At 61.3% G+C, this 17800-nt stretch carries 16 protein-coding genes and 1 tRNA gene; 7 read left to right on the top strand and 10 right to left on the bottom strand.

All coding sequences use genetic code 11. The features are described 5' to 3' along the window. Positions 1-105: 105 nt before the first annotated feature. The 9 genes from AN189_RS02515 to iolG all read right to left on the bottom strand — a co-directional run bounded on the left by AN189_RS02515 (position 106) and on the right by iolG (position 10518). On the bottom strand, positions 106-885 hold the full coding sequence (locus tag AN189_RS02515; protein WP_056030446.1) for a TIM barrel protein: 780 nt from the start codon (positions 883-885) through the stop codon (positions 106-108). A 1-nt stretch (position 886) separates the two neighbouring features. Then, positions 887-1693: a 5-deoxy-glucuronate isomerase gene (gene iolB / locus AN189_RS02510; protein ID WP_056030743.1), complete on the bottom strand. Its 807-nt coding sequence runs from the start codon at positions 1691-1693 to the stop codon at positions 887-889. Between the two features lie 5 nt (positions 1694-1698). Beyond that, positions 1699-2604: a myo-inosose-2 dehydratase gene (gene iolE / locus AN189_RS02505; RefSeq protein ID WP_056030443.1), complete on the bottom strand. Its 906-nt coding sequence runs from the start codon at positions 2602-2604 to the stop codon at positions 1699-1701. Continuing rightward, positions 2604-4433, bottom strand: a complete 1830-nt coding sequence (gene iolD / locus AN189_RS02500; RefSeq protein ID WP_056030441.1) for a 3D-(3,5/4)-trihydroxycyclohexane-1,2-dione acylhydrolase (decyclizing) — start codon at positions 4431-4433, stop codon at positions 2604-2606. Before iolD ends, iolE begins: the two co-directional genes overlap by 1 nt. A 4-nt stretch (positions 4434-4437) precedes the next feature. Further along, on the bottom strand, positions 4438-6348 hold the full coding sequence (gene iolC / locus AN189_RS02495; RefSeq protein ID WP_056030740.1) for a 5-dehydro-2-deoxygluconokinase: 1911 nt from the start codon (positions 6346-6348) through the stop codon (positions 4438-4440). A gap of 118 nt (positions 6349-6466) precedes the next feature. Next, positions 6467-7288 (bottom strand): ATP-binding cassette domain-containing protein, encoded by an 822-nt coding sequence (locus AN189_RS02490; RefSeq protein WP_056030438.1) that lies wholly within the window; start codon positions 7286-7288, stop codon positions 6467-6469. A gap of 1 nt (position 7289) precedes the next feature. Continuing rightward, complete coding sequence (locus AN189_RS02485) at positions 7290-8399, bottom strand: ABC transporter permease (protein ID WP_056030435.1); 1110 nt, start codon at positions 8397-8399, stop codon at positions 7290-7292. 69 nt (positions 8400-8468) lie between these two features. Continuing rightward, positions 8469-9389 carry a substrate-binding domain-containing protein gene (locus AN189_RS02480; RefSeq protein WP_056030432.1) on the bottom strand — a complete coding sequence of 307 codons (921 nt, stop codon included), beginning with the start codon at positions 9387-9389 and terminating at the stop codon, positions 8469-8471. Between the two features lie 106 nt (positions 9390-9495). Then, on the bottom strand, positions 9496-10518 hold the full coding sequence (iolG, locus tag AN189_RS02475) for an inositol 2-dehydrogenase (protein ID WP_056030429.1): 1023 nt from the start codon (positions 10516-10518) through the stop codon (positions 9496-9498). Positions 10519-10679: 161 nt separating this feature from the next. Here iolG and AN189_RS02470 point away from each other — a divergent pair, with 161 nt between their 5' ends. After that, positions 10680-11687, top strand: a complete 1008-nt coding sequence (locus tag AN189_RS02470; protein ID WP_253279530.1) for a LacI family DNA-binding transcriptional regulator — start codon at positions 10680-10682, stop codon at positions 11685-11687. A 131-nt stretch (positions 11688-11818) separates the two neighbouring features. Here the strand turns inward: AN189_RS02470 and AN189_RS02465 are convergent. After that, positions 11819-11894 (bottom strand) — tRNA-Lys (locus AN189_RS02465). A 99-nt stretch (positions 11895-11993) separates the two neighbouring features. Between AN189_RS02465 and dapF the strand changes: the two genes are divergently transcribed. The 6 genes from dapF to AN189_RS02435 all read left to right on the top strand — a co-directional run bounded on the left by dapF (position 11994) and on the right by AN189_RS02435 (position 17770). Continuing rightward, positions 11994-12791, top strand: a complete 798-nt coding sequence (gene dapF / locus AN189_RS02460) for a diaminopimelate epimerase (RefSeq protein WP_056030423.1) — start codon at positions 11994-11996, stop codon at positions 12789-12791. Next, complete coding sequence (mtaB, locus tag AN189_RS02455) at positions 12784-14040, top strand: tRNA (N(6)-L-threonylcarbamoyladenosine(37)-C(2))-methylthiotransferase MtaB (RefSeq protein WP_056030419.1); 1257 nt, start codon at positions 12784-12786, stop codon at positions 14038-14040. The genes dapF and mtaB overlap by 8 nt, the downstream gene beginning before the upstream one ends. A gap of 57 nt (positions 14041-14097) precedes the next feature. Beyond that, a complete protein-coding gene (locus AN189_RS02450) occupies positions 14098-14703 on the top strand; it encodes a glutathione S-transferase family protein (protein WP_056030415.1) in 606 nt (201 codons plus the stop codon). A 236-nt stretch (positions 14704-14939) separates the two neighbouring features. Then, positions 14940-15521 (top strand): ubiquinol-cytochrome c reductase iron-sulfur subunit, encoded by a 582-nt coding sequence (petA, locus tag AN189_RS02445; protein WP_056030412.1) that lies wholly within the window; start codon positions 14940-14942, stop codon positions 15519-15521. Between the two features lie 12 nt (positions 15522-15533). Beyond that, positions 15534-16877 (top strand): cytochrome b N-terminal domain-containing protein, encoded by a 1344-nt coding sequence (locus tag AN189_RS02440; RefSeq protein ID WP_056030409.1) that lies wholly within the window; start codon positions 15534-15536, stop codon positions 16875-16877. A 14-nt stretch (positions 16878-16891) separates the two neighbouring features. After that, a complete protein-coding gene (locus AN189_RS02435; RefSeq protein WP_056030406.1) occupies positions 16892-17770 on the top strand; it encodes a cytochrome c1 in 879 nt (292 codons plus the stop codon). The last annotated feature ends 30 nt before the right edge of the window (positions 17771-17800 follow it).

The following is a 17800-nucleotide window of genomic DNA, read 5'->3' as shown; positions in this document are numbered from 1 at the left end:
TGGCGACATATCGCGTCGTCCTAGCCTATTGCGCCGCAGGGGAAAAGTGCCGTGCCATCAAACACCGGCCAGCGTGAAGAAACCGCATGGCGACCTAAGGCGCGGCTACAGCGTGAACGCAGCGCGAAACGCCTCCAGTGCGGCCTCATCCGTGCCTTTGGCAAAGGATTCGAGGGCGACCGGGCCTGCATATCCGATCCGGTGCAGAGCCTGGGCCACGGCCTTGTAGTTCACCTCGCCCGTGCCGGGCTCGCAGCGGCCCGGATTGTCGGCCACCTGAACCTCTCCGATCCAGGGCAGGCATTTTTCACACCAGCGGATCAGGTCACCCTCGCCGATCTGGGTATGATACAGGTCCAGATTGATGTACAGTTGCGGGCGGTCGATCTGCGACACAAGTGCGAGCACATCGGCCGTCGAGCCGAACGGACAGCCCGGATGATCCAGCTGGTTCAGATTTTCCAGCGTAAAGACGACATCATGGGTTTCCGCCAGATCGCAGACGCGATTGAGCGTATCACGCGCCTTGAGCCACATTGCCCCGGTTGTCACATCGTGCTGCCGGATCGGGATTCCGCCATCGCCTAATCCGGTGCCGTGCAGGTTCAACCGGTCCACGCCCAACCTCTTGCCGATCTGCACCGTTTCAAGGGCAGATTTCAGCAGCATCTCGGCCCCGTCGTCATCGGCCAGACGCCCTTCGAGGTAGCCGTTCATGATTGTAAAATGGGCACCGGTCCGTTCCAGCGCGTCGATATCCCATGCGGGCCAGTTCCACAGACCGACGCCGAAACCCATTTCGTGCAATCTGGCCGCACGCCAGGCAATCGGCCTGTCCTGCCAGAGCATTTCTGCACAGGCGGCCAGTTGAAACGCTGCGGTCATGTCAGGCGTCCCTTTCCATGATCCACGCGACCTCGGGGGCCGCGACGAACCGCCATTTGCGCAACGGTCCCGCCATCACATTGAGGTAGTACATCTCGAACCCGTAGGGCGCGCCGCAAGGATGATGCCCACGCGGAACCAGAACCACGTCGCCGTCGCTCACGGCCATTGTTTCATCCAACAGGCCGTCGTCCGTATAGACCCGCTGCACGCCGAACCCATTGGCCGGGTTCAGACGATGGTAATACGTCTCCTCGAGGTAGGTGATCCGCGGAAAATCGTCTTCGTCATGCCGGTGGCTGGGATAGGATGACCAATGGCCCGCCGGGGTGAACACCTCTGTCACCAGCAGGCTGTCGCAAAAATCCTCGTTTTCCATGGCGATGTTGTTGATGTGACGGGTGTTCGTGCCCTTGCCACGTTCGGTCAGCGTGATCCCGTCAGGTCCGATCCGGCGCGCGGCATGGCCGCCGATGCCGGGGGCGGAACAGACGGCAATGACGCAATCGGTTTCGGCCTTTGCCTCCCATGCGGTGCCATTGGGCAGATACAGGGAATGCGGTGGCGTTTTCTCGAAAACGTTCATCCGGTCGCCCAACACGCCCCAGTCCTGTCCCGCGCCGTTCACCGCGGCCTTGCCTTCGACCATTACCAGAATGACTTCGCGGTCGCCCGTCACCTCGGCTGCGGTATCGCCGGCCCGCAGCCGGTACAAAGAGAACCCGACATAGCGCCAGCCCGCGCTCTCGGGTGTGATCTGATGCACCTTGCCACGGGTTCCGAACGGTTTTTTCAGCAGGTCAGCCATGTCGGTCATCCCTCGATTGTCAGGCCGGACCGACCACAGATCGCGGTGATATGGTCAAAGCCGATTTTGGAATATTCATAGGGCGCGGCCTTGGCCGGGTCCTGTTCCGCCTCGACCACGATCCAGCCGTGGTAATCCATTTTCGCGAGCTTGTCGGTGATCGCCTGAAAATCGATGCACCCCTCGGGGTCACCCGGCACGGAGTAAACCCCCGCAGCAACCCCATCGAGAAAGCTTTTGTCCTGCGCGTTCACCCAGTCCAGCACCGGCTGGCGCACATCCTTGAAGTGCACGTGACTGACGCGGTGCCCCCATTTGTCCAGAACCGCCACCGGATCGGCACCCGCAAAATGCAGATGACCTGTATCGTAAAGCAGGGTCAGATCATCGGTGGACCCTTCCATCAGCCAGTCGATGTCCTCGGCGTCCTGGACCATCGCCCCCATGTGATGATGATAGCTGAGCGTGACCCCCGTGTCGGCGGACCACTTGGCGACCTCGGACAGTTTTGCGGCATAGGCCAGCACCTCGTCGCGGGACAGCTTGGGGCGCTGACTGACGGGCGTGTTCAGCATGCCCTGAATGGTGTTTGAACATTCGGCATAGACGATACAGGGCGCATTGAGGGCCGCGAATTGTTCGACCTGCTGACGGATCGCCGCCTGTTCCTCGGCCACCGTCGTGACCATCAGGTTGCCCGAACACCAACCGCCGCACAGCACGACCCCGTATGTGTCTAGATAGGCACGCAGGCCATCCGTATCGGCCGGCATCCGGCGGCCACGTTCGACCCCCTTGTAGCCGATCCGGGCAGCGTCCTGCATGGCACCTTCGGTGGTATAGTCCTTGGTCAGCTCTGGCAGATCGTCGTTTTGCCACGCGATCAGCGAAATTCCGATTTTGACAGACATCAGTCGGCCCTTTGTTTTTTCTTGTTGGTTTCATAGGCCGCACGCGCGGCATTCACTTCGGCACGGGTGCTGACCTCTGGCACACCCACATCCCACCAGGTGCCCCCCGGTTCGGTGCTGGGGTAGGGGTCTGTGTCAATGACAATCACATAGGGGCCCTTGGCCTCTGCCCGGCGCGTCAGCGCCTGTTCCAGCTCTGCGATCGAACTGACCTTGATGCTGACGGCCCCCATGGATTCCGCGTGCTTTGCAAAGTCGATCCTGGAATTTTCACCGCCGATGGCGTGGTCCAGCAGGTTGTTGAACTCTGCCCCGCCGGTGCCCATCTGCAATCGGTTGATGCAGCCATAGCCACGATTGTCCGTGACCACGACGGTAAAGGGTATCCCCATCATCGCCGCCGTCGCCATTTCGGAATTGGCCATCATATAGGTGCCGTCGCCGGTGAAACAGATCACATCGCGATGGGGCTCGGCCATCTTGATGCCCATCGCGCCCGCGATTTCATAGCCCATGCAGCTGAAACCGTATTCCATGTGATAGCTGCCGGGTTTGCCCGCCTTCCACAGCTTGTGCAATTCGCCCGGCATGGTCCCGGCTGCGCACATGACAACGGTCTGTTCGTGGGCGGCGCGCTGCACGGCACCGATCACTTGCATGTCGGTGGCCAGCGTATTGCCGTCAGGGGCGTCGGTCAGCGGATCGACCTGCGCGAACCAGTCGGACTTGAGCCCGTCAACCGCACCGGGAGAGACGTGGCCTTTCAGCAGATCCCCCAATTCCTGCAAGCCGATCAGGGCGTCAGATTGCAACGGCACCGCACCATGTTTCATCGCGTCATAGGCCGCGACGTTCAGGGAAATCAGCTTGCGCACGGGATTGGCGAACAGGCCCCATGATCCGGTGGTGAAATCCTGAAAACGGGTGCCTATTCCGATTACCACGTCAGCCTCGGCGCAGACCGTGTTCGCGGCTGCGCCACCGGTCACACCGATCGGCCCCATGTTCAGCGGATGATCCCACGGCAGCGCGGATTTGCCGGCCTGCGTTTCGGTCACCGGGATGTTGTGTGCCTCCGCAAAGGCCGCGAGCGCGTCGGTGGCACCGCTGTAATGCACCCCGCCGCCCGCCACGATCACCGGACGTTTCGCCTTGCGGATCAGGTCGGCCACATCCTGCAACTCTTGTGTGTCGGGGCGCATACGGCGCTGATGCCAGACCTTTGGTTCAAAGAAGCTTTCGGGGAAATCATAGGCTTCGGCCTGTACGTCCTGACAGAACGACAGACACACCGGGCCACATTCGGCCGGGTCGGTCATGACCCGGAATGCCCGTGGCAGGGCCGTCAACAGCTGTTCGGGGCGCATGATACGGTCGAAATAGCGCGTCACCGGTTTAAAGATGTCGTTGACGGTCACCGTGCCGTCGGTCCAGTCCTCGACCTGTTGCAAAACCGGGTCGGGGCCACGATCGGCAAAGACGTCGCCGGGGATCAGCAGGACCGGCAAACGGTTCACATGCGCAAGCGCCGCCGCCGTCACCATGTTGGCCGCCCCCGGCCCGATCGAGGACGTCACGGCCATGGCCTTGCGACGACCCGACTGCTTGGCGTAGGCGATGGCGGCATGCGCCATTGTCTGTTCGTTGTGGCCGCGCCACGTCGGAAATGTTTCCTTGGCCGCATGCAGCGCCTCGCCGATCCCGGCGACGTTGCCGTGCCCAAAGATCGCCCAGCAGCCTTCGACAAAGCGGTCGCCATCGGCGTTCTGCTGGGCCGCGATATAGCGCACCATGGCCTGTGCGGCCGTCAGTCGGATCGTCTTGGTCATCGGATCACTCCTCGTTCAGGCGGGCATCGGCCCGCGCCTTGTCCCAGATATCGCAAAGCCGGGAATAGCGACCGACCATCTGCGATATGGCCGCATCGTCGTCCATATCACCCTTGAGCCAGGCCCGCGCCGCATCACCAAAGATGGTGCGCCCCACCGCGAAACCCTTGACCAAGGGTTGGCGCGCGGCAAGCGCGAAACTGGCCGCCAGTTCAGCTTCGGGCGCGTCCAACCCCAGCACGACGATCCCGCGGGTCCGCGGATCGTTTCTCTCGATTGCGGCGACGGCATTTACCCATGCCGCATCGGTCTTGAACGGCTCCAGCTTCCACCAGTCTGGATAGACGCCCGCGTCGTAGAAAGACTGGATCAGCGTGGCGGATGTCTGGTCATCAACGGGGCCGACCTTGGACGGGATGATTTCCAGCAGGAATTCCAGCCCGTTGCGCCGCGCCGCCGTGAACAGTCGTTTGACCCGCGCGATCTGCATCTTGAACGTCTTGTCGTCATCGTCGGGGTGGCAGAACACCAGCAGTTTGACGACATTTTCACGCGCCCATTCGCGCAGATTTCCCAGGTCTTCGCCCAGTTCCGGCTCGAACGCGATAGGGCGCGATCCCGGCAGTTCGGTCGGACGACCGATCCACAGGCCTGTGCCGGACGCCTGATGCAAGGCAGACCGCCCGATCCGGTTGTCGCACAAGATGCCATAGCCCGGCTTGCCGTCCTGAACCTTCAATGCGGCGGCAAGGCACAATTCCTTGAAGGCTGCGCCCTTTTCCAGCGAATAGCCCTGCATCTCTTCCAGCTGGAGCCGGTGATCGAACGCAAAGGTCCTGACCGTGGACCAGTCACCCGACCGGTTGGTGGCCCAATGGACCTGTTCCAGTTCCGCATCATTGCGCAGGTCCGGACGCTTGATCCCGCGCGCAAAGAAAAATTGCAGCTCTTCCCACGACGGATAGGCGGGCGTGCAGCCATGGCGGCTGACCGCAAAGGCACCGCAGGCGTTTGCGTATTTCAGCGCCGTTGGCCAATCCACTCCGTCCAGCCAGCCTTTCAGCAGGCCGGACATGAAACCGTCACCGGCCCCCAGCACGTTGAACACCTCGATCGGGAAACCCGGACCTGCCGCGCCATCGTCCAGACTGTCGGGAATTTCACCGACAAAGGCCACCGCCCCATCAGCGCCCCGCTTGCACACCAGTGTGGCACCGCTGACGGCCCGGACGGCACGCAATGCTGCAATCGTATCGGTTGTCCCGCCCGCGATATGAAATTCCTCTTCGGTGCCTACGATGAGGTCGAACAGATGCAGCGTGGATTGCAGTTTCGTCGTGACCGCATCGCTTGCGACAAAACGGTTTTCGCCGTCGCCATGCCCGGCCACGCCCCAGAGGTTTGGACGGTAATCGATATCCAATGCGGTTTGCAGACCGGCCGCGCGCGCGATCTCCAGCGCCTTGATCGTCGCGGCCTCGACCTGCGGATGGCTCAGATGCGTGCCGGTGGCCACGACGGCGCGGGCCGACTGGATGAACGCAGGGTCTATGTCATCGACCGTCAGCCCCATGTCCGCGCAGTTTTCACGATAGAAAATCAGTGGAAACTGTTCCTGATCCCGGATGCCCAGCAGGACCAGCGCGGTCAGACGTTCGGGGTCCACCTTGACCCCGTCGGTGCTGACCCCCTCGCGCGTCAGCTGTTCGGTGATGAAACGGCCCATGTGTTCGTCACCAACGGCGGTGATCACGGCGGATTTCAGGCCCAGACGGGCGGTGCCGCAGGCGATGTTCGTCGGACTGCCGCCGATATATTTGTCGAACGACCCCATGTCCTCCAACCGGCCGCCGATCTGCGCGCCATAGAGATCCACGGAGGATCGGCCAATCGTGATGAGATCAAGTTTCGTCATGTGACGCACCTGTTTTTCGGAAATTTCAGTGTGAGGGGCTGACAGGAACGGCCCTGTCAGCCCCTCGAACCATTTCAACGTTCCTGGGAGGACACTGAATGGTATGCGATAAATGTCGTCAGACCGTCCCGCCGAGCGACCCCTCGAGCTGGGCCAGTTCCTGGCCGCCCGCCATCAGGTCCTGCAATTCTTCGGGGGTGATTTCGCCGCGCTTGGCCGTCCCCAGCGTCTTGCCCCGGTTCAGCACGGTGAAACGATCACCGACCGCCAGCGCGTGCCGCACGTTGTGGCTTATAAAGACGACGCCGACGCCCTGCTTGCGCACCTTGTCGATCGTGGCCAGCACATTGGATGTCTGGCGTACACCCAGCGCCGAGGTCGGCTCATCCAGGATCAGCACCTTGGCACCGAAATAGACCGCACGGGCAATCGCAACCGTCTGGCGTTCGCCACCCGACAGCGTGCCGACCGCCTGATCGGGTCCGCGCAGGTTGATGCCCATCTTGCGCATTTCCGTCATGGTGATCTCATTGGCCAGTTCGACGTCGAACCGCTTGAACAGACCACGCCCCTTGGTGGGTTCACGCCCCATGAAGAAGTTGCGCGCCACCGACATCAGCGGGATCATCGCAAGGTCCTGGAACACTGTGGCGATCCCGGCCTCCATTGAATCGCGCGGCGTGGCAAAGCTCATCGGCTTGCCCTCGAACAGGATCTTGCCGTGTGTGGGCTGATGAACGCCCGACATGGTCTTGATGAATGTCGACTTGCCCGCGCCGTTGTCACCCAGCAGGCAGTGACATTCTCCGGGCCGGATATCGAAACTGACACCTGCCAAGGCGATGATGTTGCCAAAGTGTTTCTGGATGTCCTGCATCTGGACAATCGGTGCGACACGGTCATCGACGGCGCCATGATGGAATTTGCTGTCATCGGTCATATCAACGCTCTCCCGTGACGCGCTTGCGAATGGCATTGTTGAACAGAACCGCGATCAGCAGCATCCCGCCCAGGAACACCTGGAACCAGTCCTGGTCGAAATTCGTGTAGGTCAGGCCGATCACCACCATGCCAAAGATGATGGAGCCAAAGAATGCGCCGATTGCCGACCCATAGCCGCCCGTCAGCAGACAGCCCCCGATCACCGCGGCGATGATCGCCTCGAATTCCTTTTGAAAACCGCGCCGCGCGTCGGTCGAACCTGCGTCGATCACGGTGATGATCGCCACCAGCGCCGCACAGCACGCCGTCACCATGAACAGTGAAATCTTGATGCGGTTCACCGGGACACCCGAATTGGACGCAGCCGTCGTGTCGCCGCCTGCAGCAAAGATCCAGTTTCCGGCAGGGGTGCGCAGCAGAACATAGGTTGCAACCAGCGCCAGCACGATGAACCACAGGATCTCGACCGGGATCCCCGTCACCTTGGGCGTGCCGTTGCTGAATGTTTCGACCAGCCCGCGTTCAGCCAGCCAGGCGAAAAATCCCGGAAATGCATCGCCGGAAAACACGGGGGCAAGCCAGTCGTTTTCGGTCGCATCACGCACGCCGCGCAGCTGCGTCGACCCGCCAGAGGCCCATTTCAGGCCCACCAGCGACAGGCCACGCAGGATAAAGAGAAATGCCAGCGTCACAATGAATGACGGCAGACCGGACCGGATCACGATGAACCCGTTGATTGCGCCGACAAAGGCAGAGAACACGAAGGTGACCGGGATTGCGACGATCAGCGGCAGCCCCCAGACCATGACGCAGACACCAAAGAACAGACCGGCAAAGGCAACCATCGATCCGATCGACAGATCGAATTCGCCACCGATCATCAACAGGGCAGCGCCGATTGCCAAAATTCCCAGCTGTGCCGCCGGTGTAAGAAAGTTGATGATGCCAGAAGCCGTGAACATCGCGGAATCCGCGGTAATCACAAAGAAGATGGCGACCAGTATGACGCCCGCGATTGCACCCAGTTCGGGTCTTTTCATCAGACGCGAAATCAGGGGCTCTGCCTTGATCCGTTCATCCGTGGTTTGATTTGGTGTAGTGTCGCTCATGACGCCCTCTTCGAGATTTATCGAAGGCGGCGCAAAACTGCGCCGCCTTCTGTTTCATGTCGAGTGCGCTTAGCGCAGGCCCTGCGCGGACAGATCGATCACCTGGGCGGCCTTGTCGGCGGTGATCAGGTTCGGACCAGAGGCGATGTCGCCGCCGGGCATCAGGCCGAATTTGGCCTGCAGCGCCATGATCGCGACACCCATGTAACCCTGCAGATACTGCTGCTGGTCCAGTGCGAATGCAGCGTCACCGTCCACAACCGACTGAAGGAAGCCTGCGGACATATCAAAGGTCGCCACGTTCACGTCACGGCCCGATGCCTTGACGGCGGCAACCGAAGGTTCGCCCGCGGTCGATGCGCCCAGCGCCATGACGGTGTCGATGGTGTCGTCAGATGCCAGCGCAGCGGACACCTTGGATTCGATCTCGGCGGTATCGTTGGTGGTCGGCAGGACTGTCACGCTACCGCCGAACCCCTCTTCGAAACCGGCGCAGCGCTGATCGAGGGAGATGTTCCCGACTTCCTGGTTCACGCAGAGTGCATTGGTGCCGCCCATCTCGGCCAGCGCCATGCCTGCGGCAACGCCTGCATCAAATTCGTCCTGTCCGACGTGCATCGCGGCACCCAGCTCCTTGGCCTGTGCGCCACCGGCGTTGATGGTGATGACGGGGATGCCTGCGGCAATCGCGCGTTCAACCGACGGCCCAAGCGCATCGGGATCGGGGAACGAAATGACCAACCCGTCCGGCTCTTCGTTCACGGCCGCGTCGATCAGCTGCGACATCAGAACCATGTCAAAGGTTTCGGGCGAATTGTAGGACACGTTTGCACCGGTGTCGGCTGCGGCCTGATCCACGCCCGCCTTGACCACGGACCAGAACGCATCGTTGGCCTGGCCGTGGACAACGACAGCGATATCCTGGGCCATCGCGGGTGCGGCCACAGCGACTGCACCAGCAGCGATTGCGCCTTTCATAAATGTCTTCATTCGGTTTTCCTCCCTTGGATTTCCATTCGTGCCGGTCAACCCGGCCTCTTGTTCACGCGCATTGGCTGCGCATGTCGCATCGCCCGATGTGGGCGCGCGCCTCTTTTCAGGCCGCCTCCCCGCGGTCCGAATTCCCTGTGATTTCGGCCATATCGACCGGGCGGCCCGTCTGCGCGGACCGCGTTGCTGCCTCTGCCATCGCCAAGGCCGCGACACCGTCGTTCAGATCGACAGGCATGTCGGTGTCGCCCTTGACCGCCGCGACAAAGGCCGCCCATTCGGCCTTGTAGGCCGGCATGTAGCGTTCGAGGAAAAAATAGGTCGGCTTGGCGCTGCTCACCCCGGATGCCGTGGATTTGACCACGGTGTTTTCCAGCATGTTCTGCGCCTGCAACAGGCCTTCGGACCCCAGAACCTCGACCCGCTGGTCATAGCCATAGACCGCGCGGCGCGAATTCTTGATCACGGCGATCCGGCCATCGGCATAGGTCATCGTGACGACCGCCGTGTCCACATCGCCCGCCTCGCCTATGGCAGGATCAACGATGGACGTGCCTGCGGCGGAAACGGTCACGGGTGTCGCCCCCATGATGAAATTCGCCATGTCGAAATCATGGATCATCATATCGCGGAACAAGCCGCCAGAAACCTTGATGTAGCTGACGGGTGGCGGCGCGGGATCAAAGGATGTCAGCGACAGAAGCTCGGTCTTGCCGATTTCGCCCGCCATCATGGCGGATTTGAGCGCACCAAAACTGGGGTCAAACCGGCGATTGAAACCGATCATGATCTTGGCGGCGCGATCGCCGACATTCTCTAGGCAGGCAGTGGCACGCGCAAGGCTGAGGTCCACCGGCTTTTCACACAACACCGCCTTGCCTGCGGCGGCCGCGGCCTCGATCAGGTCGGAATGCGTATCCGTGGACGTCGCAATCAACACCGCGTCGATGCTGCTATCTGCGATGATCTCATCCGAGGTGCGGACGGCGCAGCCATAGGTGGCTGCAAGCGCCTGCGCGTTGTCGTTCAACGCATCTGAAACAGCGACCAATTCGCTGTCATGATGCGCAGAAATGGCCTGCGCATGAACAGTCCCGATGCGTCCCGCACCGAGCAAACCTACCCGCATTCTGAGATCCTCCCGATTCCCTTGCGTCATTGAAAACCAGTTTTGCACCCGCGTGCAAGAAATTTTTGCACGCGGGTGCAAAAATCATCTAAGATTGAAACAAGGACGATGAGCGTTCACAGTCGCCGAACATGCGCAAAGTCGAAGGAGCCGTTTCGGAAATGAAGGATCAAGAAGGCTCTGTTACGGCTGACGACGTTGCCGCAATGGTTGGCGTGTCGCGCTGGACCGTGAACCGCGCCTTCAAGAAAGACGCCTCTATTTCCGCGAAATCCCGCGAAAAGGTCATGAAAGCCGCCGAAACGCTGGGCTATGTCCCGGATCTGCTGGCAACAAGCCTTGCCACTGACCGCACCAATCTGGTGGCCTTGCTCGTCGATGACTTTGCCAACCCGCACAAGCTGGTGATGATGGAACGGCTGACGCGCATCCTGCGCAAGAACGGCTATGATACGCTGTTGGTGAATACCAGCGATGAGCAGGACGCATCAGCAGCACTCCTCAACGCCAGCCAACGCCGTGTCGATGCGGCCATCCTCATCGGCGTCAGCTTCAACGACCAAAGCCTCGAGACCGCGATCGGTGCCAAGCGGGTCAAGAAACTGATCGTCTTTGCGCGCATGTCGAAAAACGAAAATACGATTTCCGTCTGCTGCGATGACCGCGCGGCGATGACGGCCATTACAGAACATGTGTTTGCGGCAGGCTATCGGAACCCGTTTTTCATTGCTGGCCCGCAGACGCAGTCCGCACACCTTCAGCGCAAGGAAATCTTCTTGTCGCAATGGGAAAAGACCAGCGGAAACCGCCCCAGGTTCGCCTCTGTCGACCGTTACGACCCCAAGCTGGCCTACGACCTCGTGGTGCAACGTTTCAAAGGCGCAAAACAGGCAGATTTGCCGGATGTGCTGGTTTGTGAAAACGACGCCCTGGCGATGGGGGCTTGCGATGCGATCCGCTATGAACTGGGACTGCGCGTGCCCGAAGATATCGCGATCACGGGATTCGACGATGTGCCGCAGGCGTCCAGCCCGCAATACGAATTAACGACCTACCGCCAGCCATTGACGGATATGGCAAACGCACTGGTCGAAGTCCTCGAAGGCAAGAAGCGCACCAAGAAACTGCATGCCTTTCTGGGAAGGCTGGTCATCCGCAAGAGCGCATAGTCCAGTGCCTGCGATTCGCGGTCGGACCGACCGCGCACTGCCAACCGAACAGGCGATATGACGCAAAGCATATCGTCCCCGCAGGGTGCCTGCCTGGCATGCGATACGCTAGCTGTCCTGAAAGGTTTTCGTGGTGAGCCCGCAGGGGTTCGAACCCTGGACCTACTGATTAAAAGTCAGTTGCTCTACCAACTGAGCTACAGGCTCTGACCACGGGGTGCGAACTAGAATGGCAACACGAGATGGTCAACCCCCCAAAGCGGCACGGGCTGGATAAAGTTCTCGGTCAGGCGTATAGGCCCGCCCATGACACACCCGATCCCCTTCATGAAGATGCACGGCCTGGGCAACGATTTCGTCGTGATTGACGCACGCGAAGGTCACGCCGTCGATTCCCGCCTGGCTGTTGCGATGGCGGATCGGCATCGCGGAATCGGTTTTGATCAGCTGGCCGAAATCGCAGACAGCGACGCAGGTGACCTGCATCTGACCTTTTGGAACAGCGACGGCAGCACCTCGGCAGCCTGCGGCAACGCGACGCGCTGTATCGCGGCATGGCACATGGCGCGCATAGGGTTGGACCGCGTCACGATCACGACGGATCGCGGAACGTTGCTCGCCCAGCGCACGCCGGACGGTGTATCCGTCAACATGGGTGCGCCGCTGCTGGACTGGGCGGATATTCCGCTGGCGCATGACACAGATACTCTGCACCTGCCGATCGAAGGCGATCCGGTCGGGACCGGCATGGGCAATCCGCATTGCAGCTTTTTCGTGGATGACCTGGCCGCAATCGACCTTGCGGCACGCGGTGCCGAAACAGAACATCACCCGCTGTTTCCCGAACGGACAAACGTGCAGTTCGCGCAGGTCGTTGGGCCGGATCATCTGCGCATGCGGGTCTGGGAACGTGGCGCGGGTGTGACGCTCGCGTCCGGTTCGTCATCCTGTGCCGTGGCGGTGGCGGCCGCGCGGCGCGGCCTGACCGGGCACCATGTGCGCATCGACCTGGACGGCGGCACGCTGATGATTGACTGGCGCGCGGACGGTGTCTGGATGACAGGGCCGACCGCGCATGTCTTCGACGGGGTCTGGCATGGCTGACGCACCGATCTTTTCCAACCACGGGTGCCGGCTGAACGCCTATGAAACCGCCGCGATGACCGAATTGGCCGAGGCGGCGGGCGTCACCAATGCCGTCGTCGTCAATACCTGTGCCGTGACCGCAGAGGCCGTGCGCAAGGCGCGGCAGGACATTCGTAAACTGCGGCGCGCGCATCCGGATGCCACGCTGATCGTGACAGGCTGCGCCGCACAGACCGAACCTGAAACCTTTGCCAATATGGCCGAGGTTGATCGCGTCATCGGCAACACGGAAAAAATGGACCCGTCCACCTGGGCCGGGATGGCGCCCGACCTGATCGGCAGCACCGAACCGGTGCAGGTCGACGACATCATGTCCGTGACCGAAACCGCAGGCCATCTGATCGACGGTTTCGGCACGCGTAGCCGTGCCTATGTCCAGGTCCAGAACGGTTGCGATCACCGCTGCACATTTTGCATCATTCCCTTTGGCCGGGGAAATTCGCGGTCGGTCCCCGCTGGTGTCGTCGTTGACCAGATCAAGCGTTTGGTGGATCGCGGATTTCAAGAGGTGGTGCTGACCGGTGTCGACCTGACCAGCTGGGGTGCCGACCTGCCGGCGACACCGCGTCTGGGTGATCTGGTCCTGCGCATCCTCAAACTGGTGCCGGATCTGCCGCGTCTGCGCATCTCGTCAATCGATTCGATCGAGGTGGATCAGGCACTGATGCAGGCGATTGCGACCGAACCGCGCCTGATGCCCCACCTGCATCTGTCGCTTCAGCATGGTGATGATCTGATCCTGAAGCGGATGAAACGACGCCATTCACGCGACGACGCGATCCGTTTCGCGCAGGACGCCCGCCGCCTGCGGCCCGACATGACCTTTGGTGCAGATATCATTGCAGGGTTTCCAACCGAAACCGAAGCAGCGTTCGAGAACTCTCTGGCGCTGGTCGAGGACTGCGCGCTGACCTGGCTGCACGTGTTTCCCTATTCGCCACGCCCCGGCACGCCTGCCGCCCGTATGCCGCAGGTCCGTGGCCCCGCGATCAAGGATCGCGCCGCACGCCTGCGTGCCGCGGGTGACGCGGCCGTGACCCGCCATCTGCAAGATCAGATCGGACAGCGCCACGCCGTCCTGATGGAAAGCCCCCGCATGGGTCGCACGGCACAATTCGCAGAGGTGCATTTCGACACGGACCAACCGACCGGCCAGATCGTCGATGCGGTGATCACCGGCGCCGACACGACGCGTCTGACGGCCTGACCTCTCGACAGGCAGCCATGACCGGGTGCACAGTTGCGCCAACCCCGGAGGTCCATCATGCAACTGCTGTGTTCACCTGCTTCGCCCTTTGCCCGCAAATGCCGCGTCCTTCTGCGCGAGGCGCACCTGTTGGACGCAGTCCAAGAGGTCAATGTCAGCACCACGCCTTTTGCCACCGATGCGGCCGTGGCCGCCGCCAATCCCATCGGCAAGATCCCGGCGCTCCTGCGGCTTCATGGACCGGCGCTTTATGATAGCCGCGTCATTACCCGTTTTCTGGATGACCACGCAAACGCCGGTCTCTATCCACATGCCCGCCTGTGGGACACGCTGACACTCGAGGCGACGGCCGACGGAATCATGGAGGCCGCCCTGGCGATAACCTACGAAGGCCGGATGCGACCGGACGACAAGCAATGGCCTGAATGGACCGACGCGCAATGGGCCAAGGTCGCCCGTGCGCTGGACGCGGTCGAAGACCGCTGGATCAGCCATTTGTCCGGCCCGCTGGACATGGGCCAGATCGCGATGGGCTGCGCATTGGGATACCTTGATCTGCGGCATGATTCGCGCAAATGGCGCGCCGGACGGGACGCGCTGGCCGGGTGGCATGCCACATTCAGCGGACGCGCGGCCATGATCGACACCGCTGCGACGGCCTGACCCGCAGCAATGCGCCGCAGCCAGCATGTTTGGATAAAGTGGCCCATGACACTATTATTAAAGTCACGGCGAAAGCATTCCTTAGGCGTGCGCCGCCAAACTGCAACCCCTGCGCCGGAATGTCCGCTGGACGGGCCGGGTCGTGCAAGCTAAACAGCGCCGAATTAAGCGGCGCAGTCCGCCTATTGTCTTTCGCAGAGCGGTTCACCCCGTTCACTACAACCGGAGATATCCCTTTGTCACATGCAGACGAACACCAGGGCACACGCCGCGATTTTCTATATTATGCGACGGCCGGTGCCGGCGTGGTGGTCACGGGCGCAGCCGTCTGGCCCCTGGTCAACCAAATGAACCCATCCGCCGATGTGCAGGCACTTGCGTCGATCCGTGTCGATGTGTCCGGCATCACCGAAGGCAGCCAGCTGACCGTACTGTGGCAGGGCAAGCCTGTTTTCATCCGCTACCGCACGCAGTCCGAAATCGACGCCGCGCGCGCTGTGGATCTGGCTGATCTGCCGGATCAATCCGCTGAAAACGCCAACCTGGCCGTCGGCTCCGAAGCGACCGACCAGAACCGCGCGCTGCCCACCCCCGAAGGTTCCGACGCGCCCGATGGCGCGTGGCTGGTCCAGATGGGCGTCTGCACGCACCTTGGCTGTGTGCCACTGGGTGAACAGGGTGATTTCGGCGGCTGGTTCTGCCCGTGCCACGGCAGCCACTACGACACCGCAGGCCGCATCCGCCGCGGGCCTGCGCCCACCAACTTGCCCGTGCCGGTCGCCGCATTCGTCGACCCCACGACCATCGAACTCGGTTAAAGGAGAAACAGCATGGCTGGCATCCCGCACGACCACTACGAGCCGTCATCGAACGGTGAAAAGTGGCTTCACAAGCGTCTTCCCATCCTCGGCATCGCCTATGATACGCTGATGATCCCGACGCCAAAGAACCTGAACTGGATGTGGATCTGGGGCATCGTCCTGACATTCACGCTGGTACTGCAGATCGTGACCGGCATCGTGCTGGTCATGCATTACGTGCCGCACGTCGACATGGCGTTCGAATCCGTCGAACATATCATGCGCAACGTGAACGGCGGTCACATGATCCGCTACTTCCATTCCAACGGCGCGTCGCTGTTCTTTATCGCCGTGTATCTGCACATCTTCCGCAGCCTCTACTACGGCAACTACAAGGCACCACGCGAGGTGACGTGGATCATCGGCATGCTGATGTATCTGCTGATGATGGGCACCGCGTTCATGGGTTACGTTCTGCCCTGGGGCCAGATGTCGTTCCACGGTACGGCCGTGATCACAGGCCTGTTTGGCGCTGTTCCTTTCGTCGGTGAAGCACTGCAGACTTGGTTGCTGGGTGCATCCGCCGTTGGTCAGCCCGCGCTGAACCGCTTCTTCTCCTTGCACTACCTGATGCCCTTTATCCTGCTGGGCCTGACGATCGTGCACATCTGGGCCTTCCACACGACCGGCAACAACAACCCCACGGGTGTTGAAGTCCGCCGCACGTCCAAGGAAGACGCAGCAAAGGACACGCTGCCCTTCTGGCCCTACTTCGTGATCAAGGACCTGTTCGCGCTGGCGATCATCCTGGCCGTGTTCATGGCAATCGTCGGTTTCATGCCGAACTACCTGGGCCACCCGGACAACTACATCCCGGCGAACCCGCTGGCGACGCCGTCGCACATCGTGCCCGAATGGTATTTCCTGCCGTTCTACGCGATCCTGCGGGCCTTTACCGCTGACGTCTGGGTCGTGCAGATCGTGAACTTCCTGACCTTCGGCATCATCGACGCCAAGTTCTTTGGTGTGCTCGCGATGTTCGGTGCGATCGCCGTCATGGCACTCGCCCCCTGGCTGGACACCTCGACCGTGCGTTCGGGCCGCTATCGTCCGATGTTCAAGTGGTGGTTCGCACTGCTGGTCGTCGACTTCATCGTGCTGATGTGGGTTGGCGCACAGGCGGCGGAGTTCCCGTACGACTGGATTTCGCTGATCGCCTCGACCTACTGGTTTGCCTACTTCCTGGTGATCCTGCCGCTGCTGGGCGTTCTGGAAAAACCGCTGCCCCTGCCCGAAACGATCGAGGCGGATTATGCAGCGCACTACGCCTCCAAGACCGGTGGCACGAAAACCATCGTGAACCCGGCAGAGTGAAAGACAAAGGATCTATGACAATGTTTCGCAAACTTTCACTGACAACGATGACGGCCTTGGCGCTTGGCGCCGGGGCCGCCCACGCCGCGAGCGTCGAGGTCGAAATCACCGACTACGCCTTCCCGTTCGAGGGTCCGTTCGGGTCCTATGACAGCAACCAGCTTCAGCGGGGCCTCAAGGTCTACACTGAAATCTGCTCGGCCTGTCATGGTCTCGAACTGGTCGCGTTCCGCACGCTTTCGGACGAAACGGGCCCTGCCCTGCCCGAAGAGCAGATGCGCGCCTACGCCGAAAACTTCGAGGTGTTCGACCAGGCACTTGATGACGGCTTTGGTGACTTCCGCGCGGCAACCCCGGCGGATCGCTATCCTGAATCGTCATTGTCCAACGCCCCCGATCTGTCGCTGATGGCCAAATCGCGTGCGGGTTTCCACGGCCCCTACGGCACCGGCATCAGCCAGCTGATCAACGGCATGGGTGGCGCTGAATACATCGCATCGCTGCTGACCGGCTACGAAGAAGAGCCGGAATGCGCGCTGGAAATGGAAACGCCGATGGATGGCTACTATAATATAGCCTTCGCCAACGGCGGCTTTCCAGAGGCGTGCAAGGACGAACACGGCCATCACACTGTGCCCGGCAGCTGGATCTCGATGGCACCGCCGCTGTATGGCGACGATCTGGACTATGACGACGGCACCGAAGCCACCCTGGAGCAAAGCGCGCAAGACGTGGCTGCATTCCTGATGTGGACCGCCGAACCCAAGATGACGGCCCGCAAGCAGGCCGGCATGACGGGCGTGCTCTTTCTGTCGCTGTTGGCGGTGCTTCTGTACCTCACCAACAAGAAACTCTGGGCACCGCACAAGCCCAAGTACAAAGACGAAGCCTGATCATTTCCTGATCGCAATAGACAAAAGGCC

Source organism: Loktanella sp. 3ANDIMAR09 (assembly GCF_001420005.1).
In the GTDB taxonomy this organism is placed as follows: domain Bacteria; phylum Pseudomonadota; class Alphaproteobacteria; order Rhodobacterales; family Rhodobacteraceae; genus Loktanella.
The sequence above is the reverse complement of the archived record's forward strand: the minus strand, read 5'-3'. Positions and strand labels throughout refer to the sequence as shown.